Annotated in this window: 22 protein-coding genes; 15 read left to right on the top strand and 7 right to left on the bottom strand. The window is 62.8% G+C overall.

Annotated features, from left to right (window positions below; translation table 11 throughout):
• Positions 1-7 precede the first annotated feature (7 nt).
• Complete coding sequence (locus PQR53_RS20210) at positions 8-2,512, top strand: GcvT family protein (protein ID WP_408457464.1); 2,505 nt, start codon at positions 8-10, stop codon at positions 2,510-2,512.
• Here the strand turns inward: PQR53_RS20210 and PQR53_RS20205 are convergent.
• Together PQR53_RS20205 and PQR53_RS20200 are read right to left on the bottom strand one after the other, a co-directional pair.
• Positions 2,509-3,045: a cytochrome b gene (locus tag PQR53_RS20205; protein ID WP_408457534.1), complete on the bottom strand. Its 537-nt coding sequence runs from the start codon at positions 3,043-3,045 to the stop codon at positions 2,509-2,511. The genes PQR53_RS20210 and PQR53_RS20205 overlap by 4 nt on opposite strands.
• A gap of 70 nt (positions 3,046-3,115) precedes the next feature.
• Complete coding sequence (locus PQR53_RS20200; protein ID WP_408457462.1) at positions 3,116-3,391, bottom strand: DUF4148 domain-containing protein; 276 nt, start codon at positions 3,389-3,391, stop codon at positions 3,116-3,118.
• A 165-nt stretch (positions 3,392-3,556) separates the two neighbouring features.
• Between PQR53_RS20200 and PQR53_RS20195 the strand changes: the two genes are divergently transcribed.
• The 3 genes from PQR53_RS20195 (at position 3,557) to PQR53_RS20185 (ending at position 5,768) form a co-directional block, all read left to right on the top strand.
• Positions 3,557-4,282, top strand: coding sequence for an anti-sigma factor family protein (locus tag PQR53_RS20195; protein WP_408457459.1), 726 nt, complete (start codon positions 3,557-3,559; stop codon positions 4,280-4,282).
• Between the two features lie 143 nt (positions 4,283-4,425).
• Positions 4,426-4,944, top strand: a complete 519-nt coding sequence (locus PQR53_RS20190; protein ID WP_179737589.1) for a sigma-70 family RNA polymerase sigma factor — start codon at positions 4,426-4,428, stop codon at positions 4,942-4,944.
• Positions 4,941-5,768, top strand: a complete 828-nt coding sequence (locus PQR53_RS20185) for an anti-sigma factor family protein (RefSeq protein WP_408457456.1) — start codon at positions 4,941-4,943, stop codon at positions 5,766-5,768. Before PQR53_RS20190 ends, PQR53_RS20185 begins: the two co-directional genes overlap by 4 nt.
• A 124-nt stretch (positions 5,769-5,892) precedes the next feature.
• Here the strand turns inward: PQR53_RS20185 and PQR53_RS20180 are convergent, their stop codons facing one another.
• The gene (locus PQR53_RS20180) at positions 5,893-6,828 is read right to left on the bottom strand and encodes an AraC family transcriptional regulator (protein ID WP_408457453.1); all 936 of its coding nucleotides are present in this window, start codon (positions 6,826-6,828) and stop codon (positions 5,893-5,895) included.
• Between the two features lie 207 nt (positions 6,829-7,035).
• Between PQR53_RS20180 and PQR53_RS20175 the strand changes: the two genes are divergently transcribed.
• Both PQR53_RS20175 and PQR53_RS20170 read left to right on the top strand, forming a co-directional pair.
• Positions 7,036-7,938 (top strand): NmrA family NAD(P)-binding protein, encoded by a 903-nt coding sequence (locus PQR53_RS20175; RefSeq protein ID WP_408457450.1) that lies wholly within the window; start codon positions 7,036-7,038, stop codon positions 7,936-7,938.
• Between the two features lie 86 nt (positions 7,939-8,024).
• Entirely contained in the window at positions 8,025-8,228 is a 204-nt protein-coding gene (locus PQR53_RS20170) for a hypothetical protein (RefSeq protein ID WP_408457447.1), read from the top strand.
• 124 nt (positions 8,229-8,352) lie between these two features.
• Here PQR53_RS20170 and ribA read toward each other — a convergent pair whose 3' ends face one another.
• Positions 8,353-9,003 carry a GTP cyclohydrolase II gene (ribA, locus tag PQR53_RS20165; protein ID WP_179741434.1) on the bottom strand — a complete coding sequence of 217 codons (651 nt, stop codon included), beginning with the start codon at positions 9,001-9,003 and terminating at the stop codon, positions 8,353-8,355.
• 280 nt (positions 9,004-9,283) lie between these two features.
• Between ribA and PQR53_RS20160 the strand changes: the two genes are divergently transcribed.
• Positions 9,284-9,727 carry a CBS domain-containing protein gene (locus PQR53_RS20160; RefSeq protein ID WP_408457444.1) on the top strand — a complete coding sequence of 148 codons (444 nt, stop codon included), beginning with the start codon at positions 9,284-9,286 and terminating at the stop codon, positions 9,725-9,727.
• Between the two features lie 353 nt (positions 9,728-10,080).
• Here the strand turns inward: PQR53_RS20160 and PQR53_RS20155 are convergent, their stop codons facing one another.
• Positions 10,081-10,425: a DUF4148 domain-containing protein gene (locus PQR53_RS20155; RefSeq protein ID WP_408457441.1), complete on the bottom strand. Its 345-nt coding sequence runs from the start codon at positions 10,423-10,425 to the stop codon at positions 10,081-10,083.
• Between the two features lie 273 nt (positions 10,426-10,698).
• Complete coding sequence (locus tag PQR53_RS20150; RefSeq protein WP_408457531.1) at positions 10,699-11,346, bottom strand: DNA-3-methyladenine glycosylase; 648 nt, start codon at positions 11,344-11,346, stop codon at positions 10,699-10,701.
• A gap of 304 nt (positions 11,347-11,650) precedes the next feature.
• Here PQR53_RS20150 and PQR53_RS20145 point away from each other — a divergent pair, with 304 nt between their 5' ends.
• Together PQR53_RS20145 and PQR53_RS20140 are read left to right on the top strand one after the other, a co-directional pair.
• Positions 11,651-12,016 carry a BON domain-containing protein gene (locus PQR53_RS20145; RefSeq protein ID WP_408457438.1) on the top strand — a complete coding sequence of 122 codons (366 nt, stop codon included), beginning with the start codon at positions 11,651-11,653 and terminating at the stop codon, positions 12,014-12,016.
• 461 nt (positions 12,017-12,477) lie between these two features.
• Positions 12,478-13,560: a calcium:cation antiporter gene (locus tag PQR53_RS20140; RefSeq protein WP_408457435.1), complete on the top strand. Its 1,083-nt coding sequence runs from the start codon at positions 12,478-12,480 to the stop codon at positions 13,558-13,560.
• A 138-nt stretch (positions 13,561-13,698) separates the two neighbouring features.
• On the opposite strand, the gene PQR53_RS20135 is transcribed toward PQR53_RS20140, so the two are convergent.
• Positions 13,699-14,592: a LysR substrate-binding domain-containing protein gene (locus PQR53_RS20135; RefSeq protein ID WP_408457433.1), complete on the bottom strand. Its 894-nt coding sequence runs from the start codon at positions 14,590-14,592 to the stop codon at positions 13,699-13,701.
• A 490-nt stretch (positions 14,593-15,082) separates the two neighbouring features.
• On the opposite strand from PQR53_RS20135, the gene PQR53_RS20130 reads away from it, so the two are divergent.
• The 6 genes from PQR53_RS20130 to PQR53_RS20105 all read left to right on the top strand — a co-directional run bounded on the left by PQR53_RS20130 (position 15,083) and on the right by PQR53_RS20105 (position 21,044).
• A complete protein-coding gene (locus PQR53_RS20130; protein ID WP_408457431.1) occupies positions 15,083-16,177 on the top strand; it encodes an ABC transporter substrate-binding protein in 1,095 nt (364 codons plus the stop codon).
• A gap of 5 nt (positions 16,178-16,182) precedes the next feature.
• Positions 16,183-17,217 carry an ABC transporter permease gene (locus PQR53_RS20125; protein ID WP_408457528.1) on the top strand — a complete coding sequence of 345 codons (1,035 nt, stop codon included), beginning with the start codon at positions 16,183-16,185 and terminating at the stop codon, positions 17,215-17,217.
• Positions 17,214-18,104, top strand: a complete 891-nt coding sequence (locus PQR53_RS20120) for an ABC transporter permease (RefSeq protein ID WP_408457428.1) — start codon at positions 17,214-17,216, stop codon at positions 18,102-18,104. The genes PQR53_RS20125 and PQR53_RS20120 overlap by 4 nt, the downstream gene beginning before the upstream one ends.
• 58 nt (positions 18,105-18,162) lie before the next feature.
• Entirely contained in the window at positions 18,163-19,236 is a 1,074-nt protein-coding gene (locus PQR53_RS20115; RefSeq protein WP_408457426.1) for an ABC transporter ATP-binding protein, read from the top strand.
• A 91-nt stretch (positions 19,237-19,327) separates the two neighbouring features.
• A complete protein-coding gene (locus tag PQR53_RS20110; RefSeq protein ID WP_408457423.1) occupies positions 19,328-20,152 on the top strand; it encodes a transporter substrate-binding domain-containing protein in 825 nt (274 codons plus the stop codon).
• Positions 20,153-20,297: 145 nt separating this feature from the next.
• Entirely contained in the window at positions 20,298-21,044 is a 747-nt protein-coding gene (locus tag PQR53_RS20105) for an amino acid ABC transporter permease (protein WP_408457420.1), read from the top strand.
• The last annotated feature ends 1 nt before the right edge of the window (position 21,045 follow it).

The raw sequence follows: 21,045 nt of genomic DNA, 5'->3' as shown, positions 1-21,045 counted from the left end.
TCCACACATGTCCACACACATCCCCACCCACGCCCGCGTCGTCATCATTGGGGGCGGCATCATTGGCTGTTCGGTCGCCTACCACCTCACCAAACTGGGTTGGACCGATGTGGTGCTCCTCGAACAGGGCCAACTGTCCTGCGGCACGACGTGGCACGCGGCCGGCCTCGTCGGCCAACTGCGCGCGCAGGAAAGCATGACCAGGCTGATCCGCTACTCCACCGCGCTTTATGCCGAACTCGAAGCCGACACCGGCCTCGCGACCGGCTGGAAGCAATGCGGTTCGCTCTCGGTGGCTCGCACGGCCGAGCGGATGACGCAACTCAAGCGCACCGCCGCCGTCGCGCGCGCCTACGGCGTGGCGTGCGACGTGGTCAGTTCGCGGGAAGCCGGCGATCTATGGCCGGTCATGCGCACCGACGACCTGCTCGGCGCCGTATGGCTGCCCGGCGACGGCAAGGCAAATCCCACCGATCTGACCCAGGCCCTCGCTCGCGGCGCACGCACGCGCGGCGCACGTATCGTCGAGAACACGCGCGTCACGGCGATTCACACGCGCACCGCCCTCGAAGACAAGACAAACGGCACGACCGGCGCACGCGAAGTCAGCGGCCTCGCATGGCGCAATAAGGACGGTGAAGAAGGCACGATCGGCGCGGAGATCGTCGTCAACTGTGCGGGTCAGTGGGCCAAAGCGGTCGGCCGCCTGTGCGGCGTGACCGTGCCCTTGCACTCGGCCGAGCACTACTACATCGTCACCGAGCGGATCGCCGGCGTGCATCCGGACCTGCCGGTGATGCGCGATCCGGACGGCTTCATTTACTTCAAGGAAGAAGTGGGCGGCCTCGTGATGGGCGGCTTCGAGCCGAACGCGAAGCCGTGGGGCATGAACGGCATCCCGGACAATTTCGAATTCCAGTTGCTGCCCGACGATTGGGATCAGTTCGAAATCCTGATGGAAAATGCACTGCAACGCGTGCCCGCGCTCGAGACAGCGCAGGTCAAGCAGTTCTATAACGGGCCGGAATCGTTCACACCGGACAACAACTTCATGCTCGGCGAAGCGCCGGAGCTGCGGCGCTTTTTTATCGGCGCGGGTTTCAATTCGATGGGGATCGCGTCGGCGGGCGGCGCGGGCATGGCCCTCGCCGAGTGGATCGTCGCGGGCGAACCCACGATGGACCTGTGGCCGGTCGACATCCGCCGCTTTGCACGCTTCAACGGCAACGACACGTGGCTGCACGATCGCGTCAAGGAAACGCTCGGGCTGCACTATGCGATGCCCTGGCCGAATCGCGAACTCGACAGCGCACGGCCGTTTCGCCGCTCGCCGCTGTATGCGCTGCTGCGTGACGAGGGTGCGTGTTTCGGCAGCAAAATGGGCTGGGAGCGCGCCAACTTTTTCGCGCCGACGCCTGCACAGGCTCAGATCGACTACGCGTTCGGACAGCAGAACTGGCTGCCGTGGAGCGGCGCTGAACATCGCGCGTGCCGCGAAGGCGTCGCGCTATTCGACATGACGTCGTTCTCCAAATTCCTCGTCAAGGGACGCGATGCGCAAAGCGTGCTGCAAGACATCGTCGCCAATGACGTAGCCGTGCCGCCAGGTACTACGGTATATACGGGCATGCTCAACGAGCGCGGCACCTACGAATCGGATTTCACGCTCACGCGCCTCGCTGACGATCAATACCTGATCGTCACCGGCACCGCACAAACCACGCGCGATTTCGACACGATAGAAAAAGCGATTCCGCACGACAAACACTGCACGCTGGTCGACGTCACCGGCCAATACGCGGTACTCGCCGTGATGGGCCCCCGTTCACGCGAGCTGCTGCAAAGCGTGTCGAAAGCGGACTGGAGCAATGCGGCGTTTGCGTTCGGCCAAAGCCGCGAGGTCGATCTCGGCTACGCGACGGTGCGCGCCACCCGCCTGACCTACGTCGGCGAACTCGGCTGGGAACTGTACGTGCCGGTGGAATTCGCGGTGGGCGTATACGAAACGCTGCACGCCGCGGGCACGGCGTTTGGCCTCGTCAACGCGGGCTACTACGCGATCGACTCCCTGCGCATCGAGAAAGGCTATCGCGCATGGGGCCGCGAACTGACGCCGGACACGAATCCGTTCGAAGCGGGTCTGTCATTTGCCTGCAAGCTCGACAAGGACATCCCGTTCCGCGGCCGTGATGCGTTGCTGAAGCTGCGCGCCCAACCGCCGCGCCGCCGGATGGTCGTGCTCACCGCCGACGGCGCCGCCGATCGCATGCTGTGGGGCGGCGAAGCGATTCTGCGCGACGGCAAACCGGTCGGCTTCGTGAGTTCGGCGGCGTTCGGACACACGCTAGGGTGTCCGGTGGCGATGGGCTATATCAACAACCCGGACGGCGTTGCCGATGTGGCGTATCTGACCAGCGGTCAATACATGATCGACGTCGCCGGCGAGCTGCTGCCGGCGACCGTGCATCTGAAGGCGCCTTATGACCCGCGTTCGGAACGGGTCAAGAGCTAACGGCCGCCACGCGCCATATTCGAAAACACGCCGTCGCGGCGGATCAGGCCATGAAACAGCGCCGCCGCGAGATGCAGCAGCACCGTGGCGAATAGCGCAAACGCGAGCCAGCTGTGCAGTGCGCGCAGCACCGCGAAGAGTTCGTTGTCATGCGGGACGATCGGCCGCAAATGCAGGGGCCCATAGAGCGTGATCGGATATCCCGCTGCGGGCAGCATCGCCCAACCGATCAAAGGCATCGCCGCCATCAACGCATAAAGGACCCAATGCGAGACCTTGGCGGCGATGCGCTGCGACGCTGGCATATCGCCGGGTAACGGCGGACTGCCGCGTTTGATGCGCACGCTCGCCCGCACGAGGACCAACAGCAGCAACGCAATGCCGAGCGGCTTGTGAATCGCGATCAGCGCGTCATGCGCGTGCGATACCGTTGCGACCATGCCCACGCCGATGAACAGCATCACGATGATCAGCGGCGCCATCGTCCAATGCTGGATGCGCGCGAACGGACTGAAACACCGCTGCGCGAACACCCCATTCAGCGATCTATTCCATGCTAGATCCGGCGCGTCCGTTCCGCGTGCGCGCCGGCTATCGAACCCTTCAATTGCTGCTGCCTGTCGTGCTGCCACTCGCGACACGGCTCGCGGCGGCCGCCTGAACGGCAAGCGCTTCCTTGTGCTGCTCGACCTGGCGTGCGAAGATCGGATTCACCTCCGGGTATGACGTATCGGTCACATAGTTAAGGCCGTTCTGTTGCGCCTCGATCAATTCCTGGTACACCTGAGCACGTGTCTTGCCTTCAGAAAAAGCGCTCGACGAAGCGGCTAAAGCGACGAAAGCAACAGCGGACAATGCGGCAAAAGCGGTCTTCTTCATGATGAACTCCAGTGAGTTTTGTGCGGGTTCGCATGAGGCAAAACCAGGGGTTTGCGGCTTTTATTCCTGCTTTCCTGCGTGCGAAAAAACATATTTCGACGCGGAATAAACCGCACCTGCACGTGTTCGCCACTCGATAGCTGAAATCCGACAAACGCTCACACCATGACCTCAACCGACGCCCCCTCCGACTCGCCACTTTCCGAAGCCGACATCCAGGCCTATGCGGACGGCACGCTGACGCCGGAACGCGCCACATTCCTGCGTGACTACCTCGGCAAGGATCCGGCGGAAGCGCGTCGCGTGGCCTTTTACGGCAGGTTGAACACGCAGATGCAGCAGGCGTTTCAGACCACCGACGAACCCGTTTCGAGCCGTGCCCAAGGATGGCGCGGCGCGCTCAATCGGCTGAAGACCGCGAGGCGTCCGCGCAAGGTACTGAATACCGTGGCGATATTCGTTATGGCGCTGGCCGCGGCGAGTGGCTGGCTCGCCGCCACCCAGGTATCCCGTCAGGCACTCAACAATGCCGCCGTGATGGCCCTGGCAGAAACCAACACCGCGCAGTATTCCGCTGCGTCGCCGACGCGAACCGACCTATCCGCGCCCAAGCTCGCGGCGATTGGGCTACGGCTCGTCGATCAAAGGGTTCTATCGCTCGGCCCGTTCCAACGCGCGAGCGAGTTCGTTTATCTGAACGGGGACAATCGGCCCGTCGTGCTGATTTCCACCCTGGCATTGCTCGCGCCGTCCCAGCCGCAGTGGGCCGCCCGCCGCATCGGCGAGATTCGCCTGCTCACGTGGACGGCGCAGCGGCAGCGCTTCGTGGTCGCCGGCGACGCCCGCACCCACGGTCTGATGCGTGCCGCCGACGTCATGACCATGCGGTAAGCCTTGTTCCGGTTTTCGCAACACGCCAAAAAACAACGGAATAAAATGCGCCCACGCGTGTTTGCATATCGAATGCGCGTGGTGGTTCAATCGACGACCGCCCACGCGGCGCCTCACGAGAAGCCCCACGATTGGGATACAAAATGGATGTCCGTGACGAGTTGATGGAGCATGTGCCGCGCTTGCGGCGCTATGCGCGAGCGCTGATCAACAATCGCGATCTCGCCGACGATCTGGTGCAGGACACGCTCGAACGCGCGCTGGGCCGCACCGGCCTGTTCCAGCCAGGCACCGACCTGCGAGCGTGGCTGTTCACGATCATGCATAACGTATTCGCCAATCAGGCGCGCAAGGCTTCGGCGCGCGCCGTCCACGTGGCGGTCGACGACGACAGCGTCCACGAAAGCGAATTTGCCGTGCCGTCCGACCAGGTCCGTTCGCTGGAAATGCGCGACCTCGACTACGCGTTGCAACGCCTGCCGATGGAGCAGCGCGAAGTCGTGCTGCTGGTGGGCCTCGAGGAAATGAGTTACGCCGACGTCGCCCTCGCGCTGAACATTCCGATCGGCACCGTGATGTCGCGCCTTTCGCGCGGACGCGAGCGGCTTCGGGCATTGATGGCGGGCACGCAGCCCGGTGCAAAATTACAGGTGGTGCGATGAGCGACCAACACACGCCGATCGGCGAAGAAGATCTGCACGCATACGTGGACGGCACGCTGTCCGACGAACGACGCGTCGAGGTGGAGCGTGCGCTCGAACAGAACCCCGAGTTGGCCACCCGTGTCAGCGATTATTTCTCGCTGAACAACATGTTCCATGACCGCTATGACCGCGTGCTGAGCGAGCCTGTGCCCAAACGTCTGCAGACGCCTCTGGCGAGTAAGCCCCGCTGGCGCGTTGCCGCCAACTGGCCGCAGTTCGCCGGGATGGCGGCGGCGCTGGTGCTGGGCGTGGGCATCGGCGTGGGCACGCACATGGGGCAGGACGTCGTGGCGCCGGTCGCCGGTCACTCGGACACGCGCCCGGTCAGTGCGGACAGTTCGGAAATGTTTGCGCGGCAGGCTGCGGTGGCGCATGTCGTCTACATGCCCGCCGTCGACCGTCCGGCTGCAATGACCGCGGATCACGAACAGGATTTCGTGCAATGGCTGTCCGACCGGCTCGGCACCAATGTGCATCCGCCGATGCTCTCGAAGAGCGGCTTTAACCTTTCGGGCGGCCGTCTGTTGCCAGGCGCCGATGGACCGACCGCGCAGTTCATGTATCGCGGACCGAATGGGGAACGTGTGACGCTGTGCATTTCGCGTCGTAAGGTGAACTCGAATACCACCGCGTTCAAGCTGTATCAGGACGGGCCGGTGAACGTGTTCTACTGGGTCGACGGCGACTTTGGCTATGCGGTGTCGGGTGGGATCGATCGCAAGGTGCTGCTGCAACTGTCGCATGACGTGTATTCGCAGTTGACGGGCGCGGCTCCGGGTTGAGAGGCCACGCCAGGCCGCACCGCGAGGGATGATTCAGTTTGCCGAACCGCTGCCGCGATCGCGCGAGGCGGCGCGCATCGCGTCGTTTGAATGGGTGAAGTCGAGTACGGCCCGTTATTGAGGTTTATCGCGGTGGGGCAATGCGGCGCGCGTTGAAGGTATCGAGTTCGACAATGCGGCCGGGATTCGCGCCGGACTTGACTAACTCCCGCGGCGTAACGCCAAGCAAGCGCGCCATCCAATGCGCCATATGACTCTGATGCGCAAAGCCCGTCTCCAGCGCGATCTGACTCGCGCTCAACCTGCCTTGAAGCAAAAGTGTTCTCGCCCGCTCCACTCGCCGCTGCACGACATACTGATGTACCGGCATACCGAGCGTCTCGCGAAACAGCACCTTGAAATGCGGCACGCTCAATCCGGCATGCGCGGCAAGTTCGTCAAGCGTGAGGCGCTGATCCAGGTGCGCTTCGATAAACTCGATCACGCGAGCGGCGGCCTTCGGCGCAAGCATGCGGCGTTTATTCTCGAGTTTGTCGAGCATTGGCGCGCTGCCGATCAGGCGCACCATCATAGCCGTACATAGGCTCTCGGCGTAGAGCGGATCCGACGCATCATCTGCTTCGAGTTCGGCGCGTAACGCCCAGGCCAGATGCTGAAAGCGCGGGTCGCGCATCTGGAACTGCGGACGAAGCTGCGCTTCGCTCGTCTTCAGCTCCAACTGTTCGATGGTCCTTTGCGCGAAGTCTTTGCCGATCCACACGCTGAAGATCGTGCAGGCGGATTCATCGGTCCACTGCCCATCGACACCCGCCGGAATCACATCGGCGTCGCCATGTGCCTGAATCCGCGAGTAGCGACGCTCGTTGCACATGCAACGCGCCTTGACCGGCGCCCCCACATGCACACCCACGCGATGATGCTCGAGTGCCGGAATCCGGTGCAGGCCGGCTGACACCGTGACCAGCTCCGCGCCAAAGCCCTGCCAGCCGAGTGCCTTGCTGGAGCGCAACGCGATGCGGGAACCACTGTGCGGTTGCGGTATCGGTGTCACGGCATTCATCGCTTTCTCCTCTGGATCGCGGCCAATGTGGGTGCATTGTGCTGCGTTTTTTGTGACTTTGCCTGGTTCGCCCCGCCTCGACATGCATGCCGAGGCATTGCACACGAAAACAATCATCCAGATCTGCGCACGACGATCCGTGCCCGCGCGTTTCCCGCGCCCGGCGTCCCTATGATGATGACACACCGATACGGCAAGGAGCCCAACGTGTTCGTCATCTTTGGAGCAGCAGGTAACGTAGGCAGAGTGAGCGCCGCGGCATTGCGCCGGGCAGGTCGTCACGTGCGCGCGGTCGTGCGCGACGCGAAGCAAGGCGAAGCGTTAGCGGAACTCGGCTGCGAAATCGCCATTGCCAATCTGCTCGACCCGGTCCTGGTCGCGCGCGCGATCGAGGGAGCGTACGCGGTACAGATACTGTGCCCGGTGCTGCATGCCGATGCCGACCCCGCAACCACGATGCGGCGCATGATCGACGTGAGCTCGAACGCGTTGCGCGCCAACCCGCCGCAGCGCCTGCTCGCGCTCTCCGATTACGGCGCGGAACACGCAAGCGGCACCGGCATCACCACGCTGTTTCACGCCCTCGAAACGCAACTCGCGACAATCGCCTCGCAGTTGACGTTTCTGCGCGCCGCGGAACACATGCATAACTGGGCGCGCGTGCTGCCGCTCGCGCTCGCGAGAGGCGTGTTGCCGAGTCTGCATCATCCGTTGAGCAAGCTGTTTCCGACGGTCGCCGCACAGGATGTCGGCCTGCTGGCCGCCGAACTATTACTCGACGACAGACCGGCAAAGGTTTCGCCGCGGGTAGTGAGCATCGAAGGTGAAGAGCGTGTTAGCGCATTAGATGTCGCACGCACGCTCGGTGACTTGACGCACCGACCGATCACGGCCCACGAAGTGCCGCGTAGCGAGTGGGCCGCCATGCTCCAGGGCGCGGGACTCGGCGAGAACCACGCGCGTCTCATCACCGATCTGTACGACGCGCACAACGCGGGCCGCATTGACGTCGAAACGGAAATTAGCGAGCGGCGCTTCGGTGCGACCGCGTTGGCGGATGTATTTGCGGTAATGCTGGCGAGCGTCGCTTCGACTGCGACCGCAAGTTGAATTGCAACTGCTATGGCGACGGCCGCGGCGTCCACAGCTTCGCCTGCAACTTCGCGCCGAACGGCACTCGTGAAAGGAGAAACGGCATGTCTACCTGCCCATTACTGCGCACGTCGATGGAAGCACGGCAAATCGCGGCGCATCGCACCGCGCGAACGCGCGCGACGACGAACGCCCGCTACCGGATAGCAGCAATCCTGGCAAGTCTTGTGGGACTGACAGGGTGGCGAACGCTTCGGGACCTGCTCAATGCGATCCCCGACAGCAATGACGACTTTGGCTTGTTCTGACTCACTGGAAGCTGGCTCGGGTTGGCTCGAGTCGGCGGCGCAACACCCAATGCAACGTTGAAATCAGCGCTCCAACGCCAGCCACCGTTTCGCAAACGGCAGCCGGCACGCACGCACACATCAATTATTCGTTCTCATCGAAGTAATGCCCAAACTTCGATTGTTTCGTGCGGATATAACGCTCATTTTCCTCGCGCATCGGAATCGCCAGCGCGACACGCTCGCATACCGGAATGCCGTGCTTGGAAAGCGTATCGAACTTCTCCGGATTGTTGCTCATCAGTCGCACCGACGTGACCTTCAGCGTACGCAGAATACCCGCAGCCGAATCATATTCGCGCGAGTCGTCAGGCAAGCCAAGGTCGAGATTGGCCTCAACCGTGTCGCGGCCCTGCTCCTGCAGCGCATACGCGCGAATCTTGTTCGACAGGCCAATGCCGCGCCCTTCATGGCCGCGCAGATAGAGCAGCACGCCGCAGCCTTCGGCCGCGATATAGCGCAGCGCCAGATCCAGTTGTTCGCCGCAATCACAGCGATACGAGCCGAGCACGTCACCGGTCAGGCACTCGGAGTGCAGGCGCGTCAACACGGACGACTGGTTTGCGACATCGCCCATCACGAGCGCGAGATGTTCGGCGCCGCTTTCGACCACGCGAAACACATAAGAAGTGAACGTGCCGTAGCGCGTGGGAAGCGTGGCGGTAGCGTCGAGGACGACGCATTCACCGTTGATTGCGCCGTCCGCACAAGGCGACGGATCGTGAGACGTGAGCATGGCGTTGGACAATGGTGCTGACATGAACCCGATCAAACCGGGGATGAGGTACGGACTGCGAGTTTACCGCTAATCGGCGCAAAGCACCCGGATGTCCACGCAGCACCCCGGGAAGCATGGCGGCGGCGTACCCGTTCCAGAACTAACCCAAACTAAACGTGCGGCGCGCCACAGGTATTCCCGAAGTACTTCAGCCGCGCGTCGCGCCTATACTGGAATGGCCTGTCCCTCACGACAGCGCGCCGCATCGGCGTGCTGCACTGCGAAACGGAGCCGCTCCATGACAAGCGTTGCACAACTTCTTAAAACGAAACCGAACAACACCACGGTCTTTACAGTGAGGGCCGACGATTCCGTCTACGAAGCGATCAAGCTAATGGCTGAAAAAGGCATCGGCGCACTGGTCGTGACGGACGGCGACAGCATCGCCGGGATCATTACGGAGCGCGACTATGCGCGCAAAGTCGTGCTGATGGACCGTTCGTCGAAGGCTACGCCGGTGCGCGACATCATGAGCAAGGCCGTGCGCTTCGTGCGTCCCGACCAAACCACCGACGACTGCATGGCCTTGATGACGGAGCGGCGCATGCGTCACTTGCCGGTGATCGAAAACGACCGGCTGGTGGGCATGGTATCGATCGGCGACCTGGTGAAGAACATCATCGCCGAGCAGCAATTCACGATTCAGCAGCTGGAGTTCTACATCCACGGCGAACGGCCCTGAGGTCGCAGCCGAATCAGCACGACGCCACGCATCACACGCCGCCGACCGAAACACATGGAGCAAAAAAAGCCCAATCCTTGAAAAGGTTGGGCGAAGCTACCTTGCGGCAGCGGAGGTTCTGAATTGTGGACCGCCGCGATGCGCGGCGCAGCGGACCGGCTTAGCTGACGGCGTATGCCGCTGCGCATACCGCTGACGGAAGAGCGCAAATTTTGTTGATGCGCGCAGCATAAACGCGCATCGCACTCGTCACGTCAAATGCTAGACGCGCGATGGCCGTGGGGCATGCGCTCTAGCGATTGCGCACGCCCCGTTTCGACCGACTGCCGGCGAACCAGCCGGCAGCCAGCAAATTAGTTACCGAAATAAACCGACTTCGGGCCGGACATCGGCTGGACCACGCCACCCGACTGCGACGAACCGCTCGTCACGCCACCGTACCCACTGGTGTTCGCGACCGGTTCCTGGGTCTGCGCGACGGCCGGGTTTTGCGCCTGCACACGGGCTTCGGCGGCTTGAATGTCAGCCGGATAGGTCGGATCGTTGCTCGCACCCGGGTTGTAGCCGGCTTGTTCCAGCTGAATCAATTGATTGCGGACTTCGGCGCGGGTCACGGGCTGATCGTTCGATTGAGCGAACGAAGCGACCGGAGCGGCGAGAACGGCTGCAATAGCGATTGCCTTGATGAGTGATTTCATGACTAACCTCCAGACTTGGTTTTTTTGCTTCGCTTGCCACACCATGTGAGAAGCGAGTGATTTCAGTGTAGTCACCCAATCACCAAGGGAAAACCCTTAATTTAGAGATACATAATTGTTCAAATCGCAAAAATGCGGCGAAAGTTGCTGCTTGCATATAGTGATGTGCTAGCTTTACCGTAATAATTGTCGGGATCGTAACCGTTTGTGTCTGATGTTTCGAAAATACGCCCGCCTCGCGTGGATTTTGCCGAAAGCGCCCACCGCTGATAGTCAACTTTGCGTATTTGACGACCTGCCGGAAGGCGGCGCCAGCAACAGCTTCCGCGGCCCGCTGACGAATGCGCTGCCGGGTTCGAAAAACCGCAACGGCCCGTGCATCTCGCGCGACAAGCCAATCCGCGTCGTCACGCCCAGCGGAACGTTCCCCGTCTCGATCACGCCGATCCACAGATCACGCCCGGTGCACAGATCGCGGCCGTCGAACGACTGATCGATGCCCAATGCCATGGTCAGCCGGCCGGGACCGCGGGCGAGGTCGCGCAGCGGCACGCCGGGGCGCCGCGCTTCCATCAGGGGCAAGCCTTCCAGCGGCTCGATGGCACGCAGCAGAATGCCGGCGCCCGTCCCCTCCGCTTCCGCGGACATATTCAGCATGTACGACAGCCCGTACGTGAGGCGCACATAAGCGTAGCCGGGCGCGAGAAACATCGAACCGTTGTACGGGCGGCGGCCTTGAAATGCGTGGCTGGTCGAATCGCCGACCGGATAGGCCTCGGTTTCGACAATTCGGCCGTTGACGCGGCCTTCGGGCAAATCGTGCACGAGGTATTTGCCGACCATGAAACGCGCGAGCGCGACTGTGTCGAGCGGTAAATCGTCACGAAGCAATGGGAGGATGGGCAACGGCTGATTCGGCATGCGGTCTGGATTGGTCATCAAGCGGTGGAGCGCCCTCGGCCTGCTTTCATCGGCCCATGCGTTGTACCAAAACCTCATTTGCGGTCAGCTCTGCATTCACCATGGCACTAATTGGAGTATCGTGTGTTTCCGGCCTGCAGGACAGCCTTTGCCGGCATGCGTGTGCTTAGGCCCGCCTGATCAGCGCCAGATTGCAGGAAATCGCAGCAACGTTCCATTCAGATTTGATCCCGAAGTACCCGCTGGTGCAGTACAGCGGTCCCATCCGGGGACTGGTGTATTCATGACAATAGGAGAGAGTTGAATGAAAGCATTCCAGGCAATCAAGATGATCGGCGGCGCGCTAATCGTTCTGGCGTCCGTCAATGCGTACGCGCAGAGCAGCGATGCGGCGCCGGCAACGGCTCCCACGGCAACTTCGGCGGGGCCTAGATCCGCGACGACCAAGAAAGCCGACAGTGCGTTAGGACGCAAGGTGCGCACTGCACTGTCGAAGACCAAGGGCCTGAGCGTCGCCAACATCACCGTGCGTGCGCGTAGCGGCGCAGTGACGCTGGCCGGCACGGTGCCCGAGCAGCCGCAAATCGACCTCGCAACCCAGACCGCGCAAGGTGTGGCGGGTGTGACATCGGTGAAGAACGCACTGTCGATCCGTCCGGTCGGACAGTAAACCGCATTAGCCAGTAGAGCTGACCCCGGACGCATCGCCTCGCCATCAGGCGGTGTGTCCGGACTGGAACCCCCGGTTGGTTTCCGTAAAGCGACCGGCTCCAGCATTCTCGACCGATGGTAAGTCGCGCTTGAGTCGCGCTTGAGTCACGCGTAAGTCGCCATTGACTCACGCCTGGACGCGCCGCATCGTCTACGCCAATCTGCGCGGTCGATCCCTCTGACGCAGAACAGCAGGCGGTTGCCTGATCGGCTTGGTCACGGCATCCGGCACACGCTGCACCGCATACCGGCCAAACCTGGTTCGCAGTGAACTATCCTTTATAATTTAATGTGTTAGATCGCATTGTTGACAGGATGGATTAGCATTCGCACTCGCTCGAAGCCTCGTCTGCGTCCGTCCTCGCGGGCCGCGCCCGTCTCATGCAAGCAACCCGAACAAGCGATAAAAGGAAGCCCTGAATGACCTCACCCGCGACCGTCTTGCCCCGCTGGACCATCGCCGCGCCCTTCATCGCCTGGATCGTGCTAGGGGTGGCGTATGCCCTGCCGGGCAACGGGCTGCTACTCGCACTGATCGGCGTCGCACTGTGCGCGGCGGTGTTCACGGCGGTGCACCATGCGGAAGTGGTCGCGCATCGCGTCGGCGAACCGTTCGGCACGCTGGTGCTGGCCATTGCCGTCACCGTGATCGAGGTCGCGCTGATCGTGTCGGTGATGTTGACGTCCGGTCCCGAGAAAGCCGGTCTCGCGCGCGACACGGTATTCGCCGCGGTGATGATCGTCTGCAACGGCATCGTGGGCATCTGCCTGCTGGTCGGCGGCATCCGGCATCGCGAGCAGGACTTTCAGAGCCGAGGCGCGGCCGCCGCGCTGGCGGTGCTCGCGTCCTTATCCGTGCTGACGCTCGTCATGCCGAACTACACCACCACGAGAGCCGGCCCGATTCTGTCGTCGTCGCAATTGGCGTTCGCGGGGGTTTCGTCGCTGGTGCTGTATGGCGTGTTTGTGTTCGTGCAGACCGTGCGGCATCGCGATTATTTTCTCGCCGACGTGCCTGACGAAGACGTGCATGCCGCACCGCCCACCAACGGCCTCGCGCTGGCGGCCGGCGCCTTGCTGCTGGTGTGCCTGGTCGCCGTAGTATTGCTGGCGAAGGTGCTGTCGCCGGTGGTGGAAACTGCCGTCAAGAACGCGGGCGCGCCGCCGGCCGTGGTCGGCATTATCATCGCCGCGCTGGTGCTGCTGCCCGAAGGACTCGCCGCCGTGCGCGCGGCGCGCGCCGATCGCTTGCAAAACAGTATGAATCTCGCACTCGGCTCGGCGCTCGCCAGTATCGGGCTGACGATTCCAACCGTCGCCGGGGTGTTCTTGTGGACGGGCCAGCCGCTGGTGCTCGGTATCGACGGCAAGGAAACCGTGCTGCTCATGCTCACGCTGGTGGTCGCAACGCTCACGCTCAGCACCGGGCGGACCACAATCCTGCAAGGCGCCGTGCATCTGTCGCTGTTCGCGGCGTATCTGTTTCTGTCTTTCGCGCCTTGACGATCGGCGCGAGGCCCGCGCGCTATCCAGACAGGATGGGGACAAGGCCCTCGCCGCGAGCCCAAGGTTTTTCTATGCGACGTTCATCGGTCAGGGTGAGTCGCCCTTAAAGCGAGGCAGGAATAACGCGCGCCTCGCCTACTCTTCCCAATGCTCCGCGATCCAGTCGCGAAACAGATTCAACTTCTGCTGATGCGCGACTGAATCCGGATACACGAAGTAATAGCGCCAACCGGTCTTGAGCACCGTATCGAACGGCCGCACGAGGCGCTTGGCGGTGACATCTTCGTCGATCAGGGCAAGGTCGCTGATGGCAACACCGAAGCCCTGCAACGCGGCGTTGGTGGCCATGTCGAGTGTGTCGAAGCTCGGTCCGTGTTCGGCGTCGATCATCTGCGCATTCGCGGCATCCACTTCGGTCACCTTGGCGAGCCACATCTTCCAGTCGCGATGATCGCGGGTGGGATGCAGCAGCGTGTGACGCGCCAGATCCGCAATTTCGTCCAGCGGTTTGTCTTTCAGCAGATCGGGCGCGCACACCGGCGTCAGACGCTCCTCGAATAACGGCACCGCCTGCACGTCCACGCCCGGTGACGAGGCGTAGATGATCGCCGCATCGAACGGCTCGAGCTGGAAATCGACGTCGTGCTGCCAGGTCGTGGTGATCTGCACGTGCAGATCGGGATACTCCGCCTGGAAGCGCATGATCTTCGGCAACATCCAGCGCATCACGCAGGTCGGCACTTTCAGTGCGAGATCGGTGCGTTGACGCGTGAGGCGCAGCGATATCTCTTCGATGCGCGCGAAACTCTCCTTCACGGCCGGCAGCAGCAATTCGCCTTCGGCGGTCAGCGTCAGACCTTTCGCGTGGCGTTTAAAGAGCGGAAACTTGTAGTAGTCCTCGAGCGCGATGATTTGCCGGCTTACCGCGCCTTGCGTCAGGCATAAGTGGTCGGCCGCGCGCGTGAAGCTGCGATGCCGCGCGACGGTTTCGAAAATCTGCAGCGCATTGAGCGGCGGGAGACGTCGCATGAAGAGTCCGGTCCGGGATCAGGAAAAGTCATTGCGTGGGCGTGCGCTGTTGGGTGCGCTGTTGCGCGCGATAACGCCCACTGAGCCCACAGCATACGCGATCCGAAATTCCAGCACGCGTTGTGTGCGAACCCATTTGCATGCATTTCGCTCATGCGCTCGCCGTCAATTGCAGCTGAGAGCGCCTGTTTGCACCGACTCAGGGCAGATGCCGCCGGGCACCGCACCAGAACCGAGCTTTCCTCATACCTCCGTCACGCAAGCCCGCGCTGAATAATCATGGACGTTAACCCCGATACGCCGCCACCCCGGCGTTCCCACGGATTGCAGCAAAGTCGCCGCTGGCATCCCGCGACGGTCAGCCCATGAGATTCCTTCATGCGCTCCATGCGCATATTTCGTTTGGCGGAGGATTTTGACAACCCTAGAGTGCATCAACACGCAACGCTTCGGGCGTAGCGCGAGGTTGGGTTCAACACTGGAGAGCGCCATGCAAGAAATCAAACGGGGTAGAAGGCAGGCCATCAAGACGATCGGCGCGGCACTCGCGGCGTCCACGTTGCCGATGCCGTTCATCAATCTGCGCGCACAGGAGCACAACTTCTCCGGCAAGACGCTGCGCCTGCTGACCTGGTCCGACGACACCGGCGCTGCCGCGTTGCGCAACATCGCCGCCACCTTCACGGCGAAGACCGGCGCCAAGGTGATCGCCGATCGCGCCGACGGCACGTCCGGCATGGTCGCCAAGGTCAAGGCCGCGGGCGATCGGCCGACCTACGACGTCATCACGCTAGCCGGCGTGGGCGCCGCGGGTCTCGGCGACGCGGGCCTGCTGATGAAGCCCGATCTCGACAAGCTGCCGAACCTGAAGGACGTCGCGCCGCAATACCGCACCGGTGCGAATGGCTTCGGCGTCGGCTATCTGCTGTGGTCGGACGGGTTGATCTACAACACCTCGACGGTCAAGTCGGCGCCGTCTTCGTACGAAGCGCTATGGGACCCGAAGTACGCCGGACGCCTGTTCCTGCCGCCGCCCGAATGGGCCGAAGCGGTGGACCTCGCGATCATTGCCGCGAAAATGAACGGCGGCTCGCAACAGAACATCGAGCCAGGTTTCAAGAAGCTGATGCAGCTGAAAGACCACGTGATGACGCTCGGCGAGAATCCGAACCAGGTCGCGGATCTGTTCCGCACGGGTTCGCTCGATATAGGCGGCATCTATTCGCCGGCCTTTTTCCCGGACCAGATCCGCAAGCCCGAATACAAAATGGGCGTGACCTACGGCATGAAGGAAGGCTTCGCCACACAACTGATGTTCACGGTGATTCCGAAATCGCACCCGGCCGACAGCGATCTGATCCATGCCTTCATCAACCATTCGCTCGATGCCGGCGTGCAAGGCCGCATGGCTGCCGATGTGTTGAACGGTCCGGTCAATTCGAAAGCTGTGATTCCGGCAGAGAGCCGCGCGTTCGTGCCGAGCCCGCAGCAGATCGCCGAGAAAGCGATCCTGCATGACGACAAGGCGCTTGCCGTCGTGCAGCCGGCGTGGATCAAGCGCTACACCGAAATTTTCGCGGCGTGACCGCGATGCTCGCGCGCTTTTCGCGGCGTGCCTCGGCGGCGTCGGAAGTGACCGCGGAAGCTGCTCGGGTCACCGCTTCTAAAACGTCGTCCGACGCGGCGCCCGAGGTGGCGTTGGAAACGGTGTCCGACACAGCCCCCGCCGTGCGCGGCGTCTCTGCCGACGCATGGCCCGATCCCACCGGCACCATGATGACGAAAGCGCGTCCCTGGCTGCTGCTCTCGCCGATCCTGCTGTTTCTCGCCATCCTCGGCGCGGCAGCGCTCGTCGTACTGCGCATGAGCTTCGGCACGCAAGGCAACGAATGGCATGGCTTCACGCTGCAGAACTACGCCGATCTCCTCGACGGCTATTTTCTGAAGTCGTTGTGGCTCACGTTGAAGCTCGCCTTCCAGAGCATGGTCTGCGCCGTGCTGCTGGCGATTCCCGTCGCTCTGGCGATGGCGCGCACCCAATCGCGGCTCGCGCGACGGCTGTTGCTGGCCGGCGTGCTGCTGCCCTTGCTCGTCAATCTACTGTTGCAAGGTTATGGCTGGCTGATCATTCTCGGTCCGGCCGGCCTGCTCAATCACGCACTGCTCGGCAGCGGCCTCGTCGATCGTCCGGTGATGTGGCTGTACCGCGAACACGGCGTGTTGCTCGGTTTGATTCAGACGGCGTTCCCGCTCGCCGTGCTGCCGTTGTCGAGTGCCATGCGCGCGGTCTCGAGCTCGTATGAAGAAGCCGCGGCTACGCTCGGCGCGACGCGTTGGCAAACGCTGCGTCACGTGTTGCTGCCGCTCGCCATGCCGGGGCTCGTGTCCGGCGCCCTGCTGGTGTTCGCGTACAACGCCAGCGCCTTCGCCGTGCCCCTGTTACTGGGCGGACGCCGCGTGCCGATGCTCGCCGTGCTGGTCCACGACCAGGTCGCGCCCTTGCTCAACTGGCCCGCCGCTTCCGCATCGGGCGTCGTCTTGATGATCGCGACGCTGACTGTGATGGCGCTGTCGCAGCGGCTCGTGCGCCGCACGCAACGTCTCGCCGAGGAGCCTCACGCATGAGCACGCCAATCCAGACGCCGCGTCTGACACGTCCACCGGGTTCACCACGTTCACCACGCTTGCCGATGACCATGCCTGGTCAGCTCGGCAAGGCCACCGCGCTGCTCGCCGCGATCGTGCTGTTCCTCGCCGCGCTGCCGATCCTGACGATGATCACCATGTCATTCAGCGCCGCCGACACGCTTGAATTCCCACCGCACGCCTACGGCCTGCATTGGTATCGCGCGGCGTGGCACAGCTTCGTCTCGCCGGACGCGAGCGACTCGCTCTCGATGGGCGCCGCGCTCAGCACGAGCCTGATCGTCGCGCTTTCGACGATGGTGATCGCCACACTCGTCTCGGTGCCGGCCGCCTACGCACTGAGCCGCTACCGTTTTCGCGGCAAACCCGCGGTCGAACAGCTGGTGGCGTTGCCGCTCGTCTATCCGCTGGTGATGCTCGGCTTGTCGCTGCTGCTGGTGTTCAACGTGCTGCCGGTCGAACTCGGTGTATTCCGCCTGATCATCGCGCATGTGATCCTGGCGCTGCCGTTCACCGTGAAAAATTGCGCGGCGTCGGTGGCCTCGATCGGTCCCGAGTTCGAGGAAGCCGCCTGTGTGATGGGCGCGAGTCCGACCCGCGCGCTGATCGACGTGATCCTGCCGTTGATGCGCCCCGGCATTCTCGCCGGCATGTTGTTCGCGTTCATCGTCTCGTTCAACGAATTCACGGTGACGTTCTTTCTGTACGGCATCGACACGATGACGTTGCCGGTGTGGCTCTACAGCCGCACGGTGTCGTCGCTCGATCCGACCGTGTTCTGTTTTGCCGTATTCATCGTCGCGATCGATTTCGCGCTGATCTGGCTGCTTGAAAAGCTGATCGGCGACGAAGGCGTGGCCCTTTGACCACCCTGGACCACGTTTCAATTCGCGCTGCGCTGACGCCTTCTTGCTGGAGCATTCGATGACCCATCTGACCTTGCAGGCCGTGACCAAGCGCTTCAACGCGGCGTATGCCGTCGACAGCGTCGATCTGAGCGTGCCCGACGGCAAGCTGGTGTGCTTTCTCGGGCCGTCCGGCTGCGGCAAGACCACGCTGCTGCGGATGATCGCCGGGCTGGAAACGCCGAGTTCGGGCAGCATCGATTTCGCCGGCCGCGACATCACGCATCTGCCCGCCAATCAGCGCGACTTCGGCATGGTGTTTCAGTCGCTCGCGCTGTTTCCGCATATGACGGTCGCGCAAAACATCGCCTATCCGCTCAGGTTGCGCAAGACCGCGAAAGACGCGCAAGCGCGCCGCGTCACCGAATTGCTGGAGCTGATCCAGTTGCCGCATATGGCGAACCGGCCGGTCACGCAACTCTCCGGCGGCCAGCGGCAACGCGTGGCGATTGCCCGCGCGATCGCGTCACAACCGAAACTGCTGCTGCTCGACGAACCGCTTTCCGCGCTCGACGCCAAACTGCGCGAAGCGATGCAGGTCGAAATCCGGCTGCTGCAACAGCGCCTGGGCATCACGACGATCATGGTCACGCACGATCAACGCGAAGCGATGACGATGGCCGACGAAATCGTGGTGATGGAGAAAGGCCGGATCGCGCAGGTCGGCAAACCGCTTGATATCTATCGCGATCCGGTCAGCGAATTCGTCGCTGATTTCATCGGTCTTGGGAACATCCTGCCGGTCACCTACGACGGCGCGGGCGGGGTCAGTCTGCCGGGCGGCCGGCGCATCGCCGTTGCGCAACCGGCGCGGGTGCCGGAGTCCACTAGCGATATCCGTCTGCTGATCCGGCCGGAGGACGTATGCGTCAAGTCGGCGTCCGCGGATGCCGGGCCGAACCGGCTCGCGGGCACGGTGACTTTTATCCGCGACGTGGGGGCGTCGCTCGAAGCGACGATCGATTGCGCCGGCTTCACGCTAACCGCCGCGACCACCCCGAGGGAAACGCCGGGCCTGACGCTCGGTATGCCGGTACTCGCGGAATTGCCACCGCACGCGTGCAAACTGATTGCCGCGCGGGCGGCTCGTTAAGCTCGTTAATCCGCGCAGCGCTCGCCGATGCGCTTACCGTTGCGCTCACCGACACCCATTCCAATACCGAGTTTTCGACAGAGGAAAGACCATGAATCAACCGCAAGTTGCCCGCAACAGCACCCGCCGCGTCGTCGCCACCCTCGCTGCGACGCTCGCCTTCACCGGCCTCGGTGCCTTGTGCGCGTTTCCGTCGGCCGCGAAGGCGGATGCGCTCGACACGATCGCGAAGTCCGGCACGGTGCGCATCGGCGTATTCGAGGACTATCCGCCGTTCGGCTCGATCGGCCCGGATATGAAGCCGATGGGCTACGACATCGACGTCGCCAATCTGATCGGCAAGGCGTTGAACGCGAAAGTCGAACTCGTGCAAGTGACGGGCGACAACCGCATGGCCTACCTCGCCGATCACAAAGCCGACATGTTGCTTTCAGTCGGCCAGACGCCGGAGCGCGAAAAAGTGATCGACTTCTCGCAGCCTTACGCGCCCTACTACCTCGCCGTCTTCGGCCCGAAAGCGCTGCCCGTGAAGAACGCCGCCGACCTCGCCGGCAAGTCGATTTCGGTCGCGCGCGGCACGCTGGAAGACCTGAGCGTGACCAAAATCGCCCCGCCCACGGCGACCATCAAACGTTTCGACGATCCTAACGGCGCTATTTCGGCGTTTCTTTCTGGTCAGGTACAGTTGATGGTAGTCGGCAACGACGTCGGCGCAACCATTCTCGCGCGTCATCCGGCGAACGATCCGGAGCAGAAGTTCTCGCTGTTCAGCTCGCCGGACCACGTCGGTTTGAACAAGAACGAGCCGCGTCTGAAGCAGAAAGTCGACGACACGATTGCCAAGGCCCGCAAGGACGGCACGATGAACGCGATTTCGCAGAAATGGCTGCGTGCGCCGCTGCCGGCCGACCTCTGAACCTTTATTGCGCGAACTGACCAAGCCGGTTCCCTCGGGGACGTCCTTCGGAGCGCCCCTCAAGGGGCGTTCTTTCGGGCGCCCCCAAAGGGGACTTTCCGCGGGGCGGTTGCGCGGAGTTTGACCTCATGATGAGCGCCACACCATGACCTATGCGTTCGATTTCAGTGGCTTCGGCCTCTATGCGGGGCTGCTCGCGCGCGGCGTCGCCGTCACGCTTGGGCTGACCGCCGTATCCACCGTGCTCGGCGGTCTCGTCGGGATTGGCGGCGCGAGTATCGCGGTGGCCGGGCCAAAGTGGGCGCGCTGGGTGGTCGCGACTTACGTCGAGTTGATCCGCAATACGCCGTTCATCGTCCAGTTGTTCTTCATCTTCTTCGGCTTGCCGAGCCTCGGCATTCATATCGACGAGGTGCAGGCCGCGATTCTGGCGATGACCGTCAATCTCGGCGCGTATGCGATCGAAATCGTGCGCGCCGGCATCGATTCGATTTCGCGCGGCCAGGTGCAGGCAGCGCAAGCGCTCGGCCTGCACGGACGGCAAGTGTTCCGCTACGTCGTGCTGCCGCAGGCGCTCGCCAACGTGTTCCCCGCGCTGTTGAGCCAGGTGCTGATCGTGATGCTCGGCTCGGCGGTGGTCTCGCAGATCTCGGTGCCCGATCTGACCTATGCGGCCAACTTCATTCAGTCGCGCAACTTCCGCTCGTTCGAGAGCTATCTGATCATCACCGCAGCGTATCTGGCCTTGTCGATTCTGTTGCGCCAATTGTTGAACCGGTTTGGCCGCGGACTGTTTGCCGGCCGCGCGGCGCGTGGTGCCGACACCCCCTCGCGTAACTGGCGCACCCGCCTGATGTGGCGCGGTGCCCGCACTCTGCCGACGGAGCGTTGAT

Origin of the sequence: Paraburkholderia fungorum (assembly GCF_046027605.1) — a bacterium.
Lineage (GTDB): Bacteria > Pseudomonadota > Gammaproteobacteria > Burkholderiales > Burkholderiaceae > Paraburkholderia > Paraburkholderia fungorum_F.
Note: the sequence above shows the minus strand (reverse complement) of the source record. Positions and strands in the feature narration are given on the sequence as shown.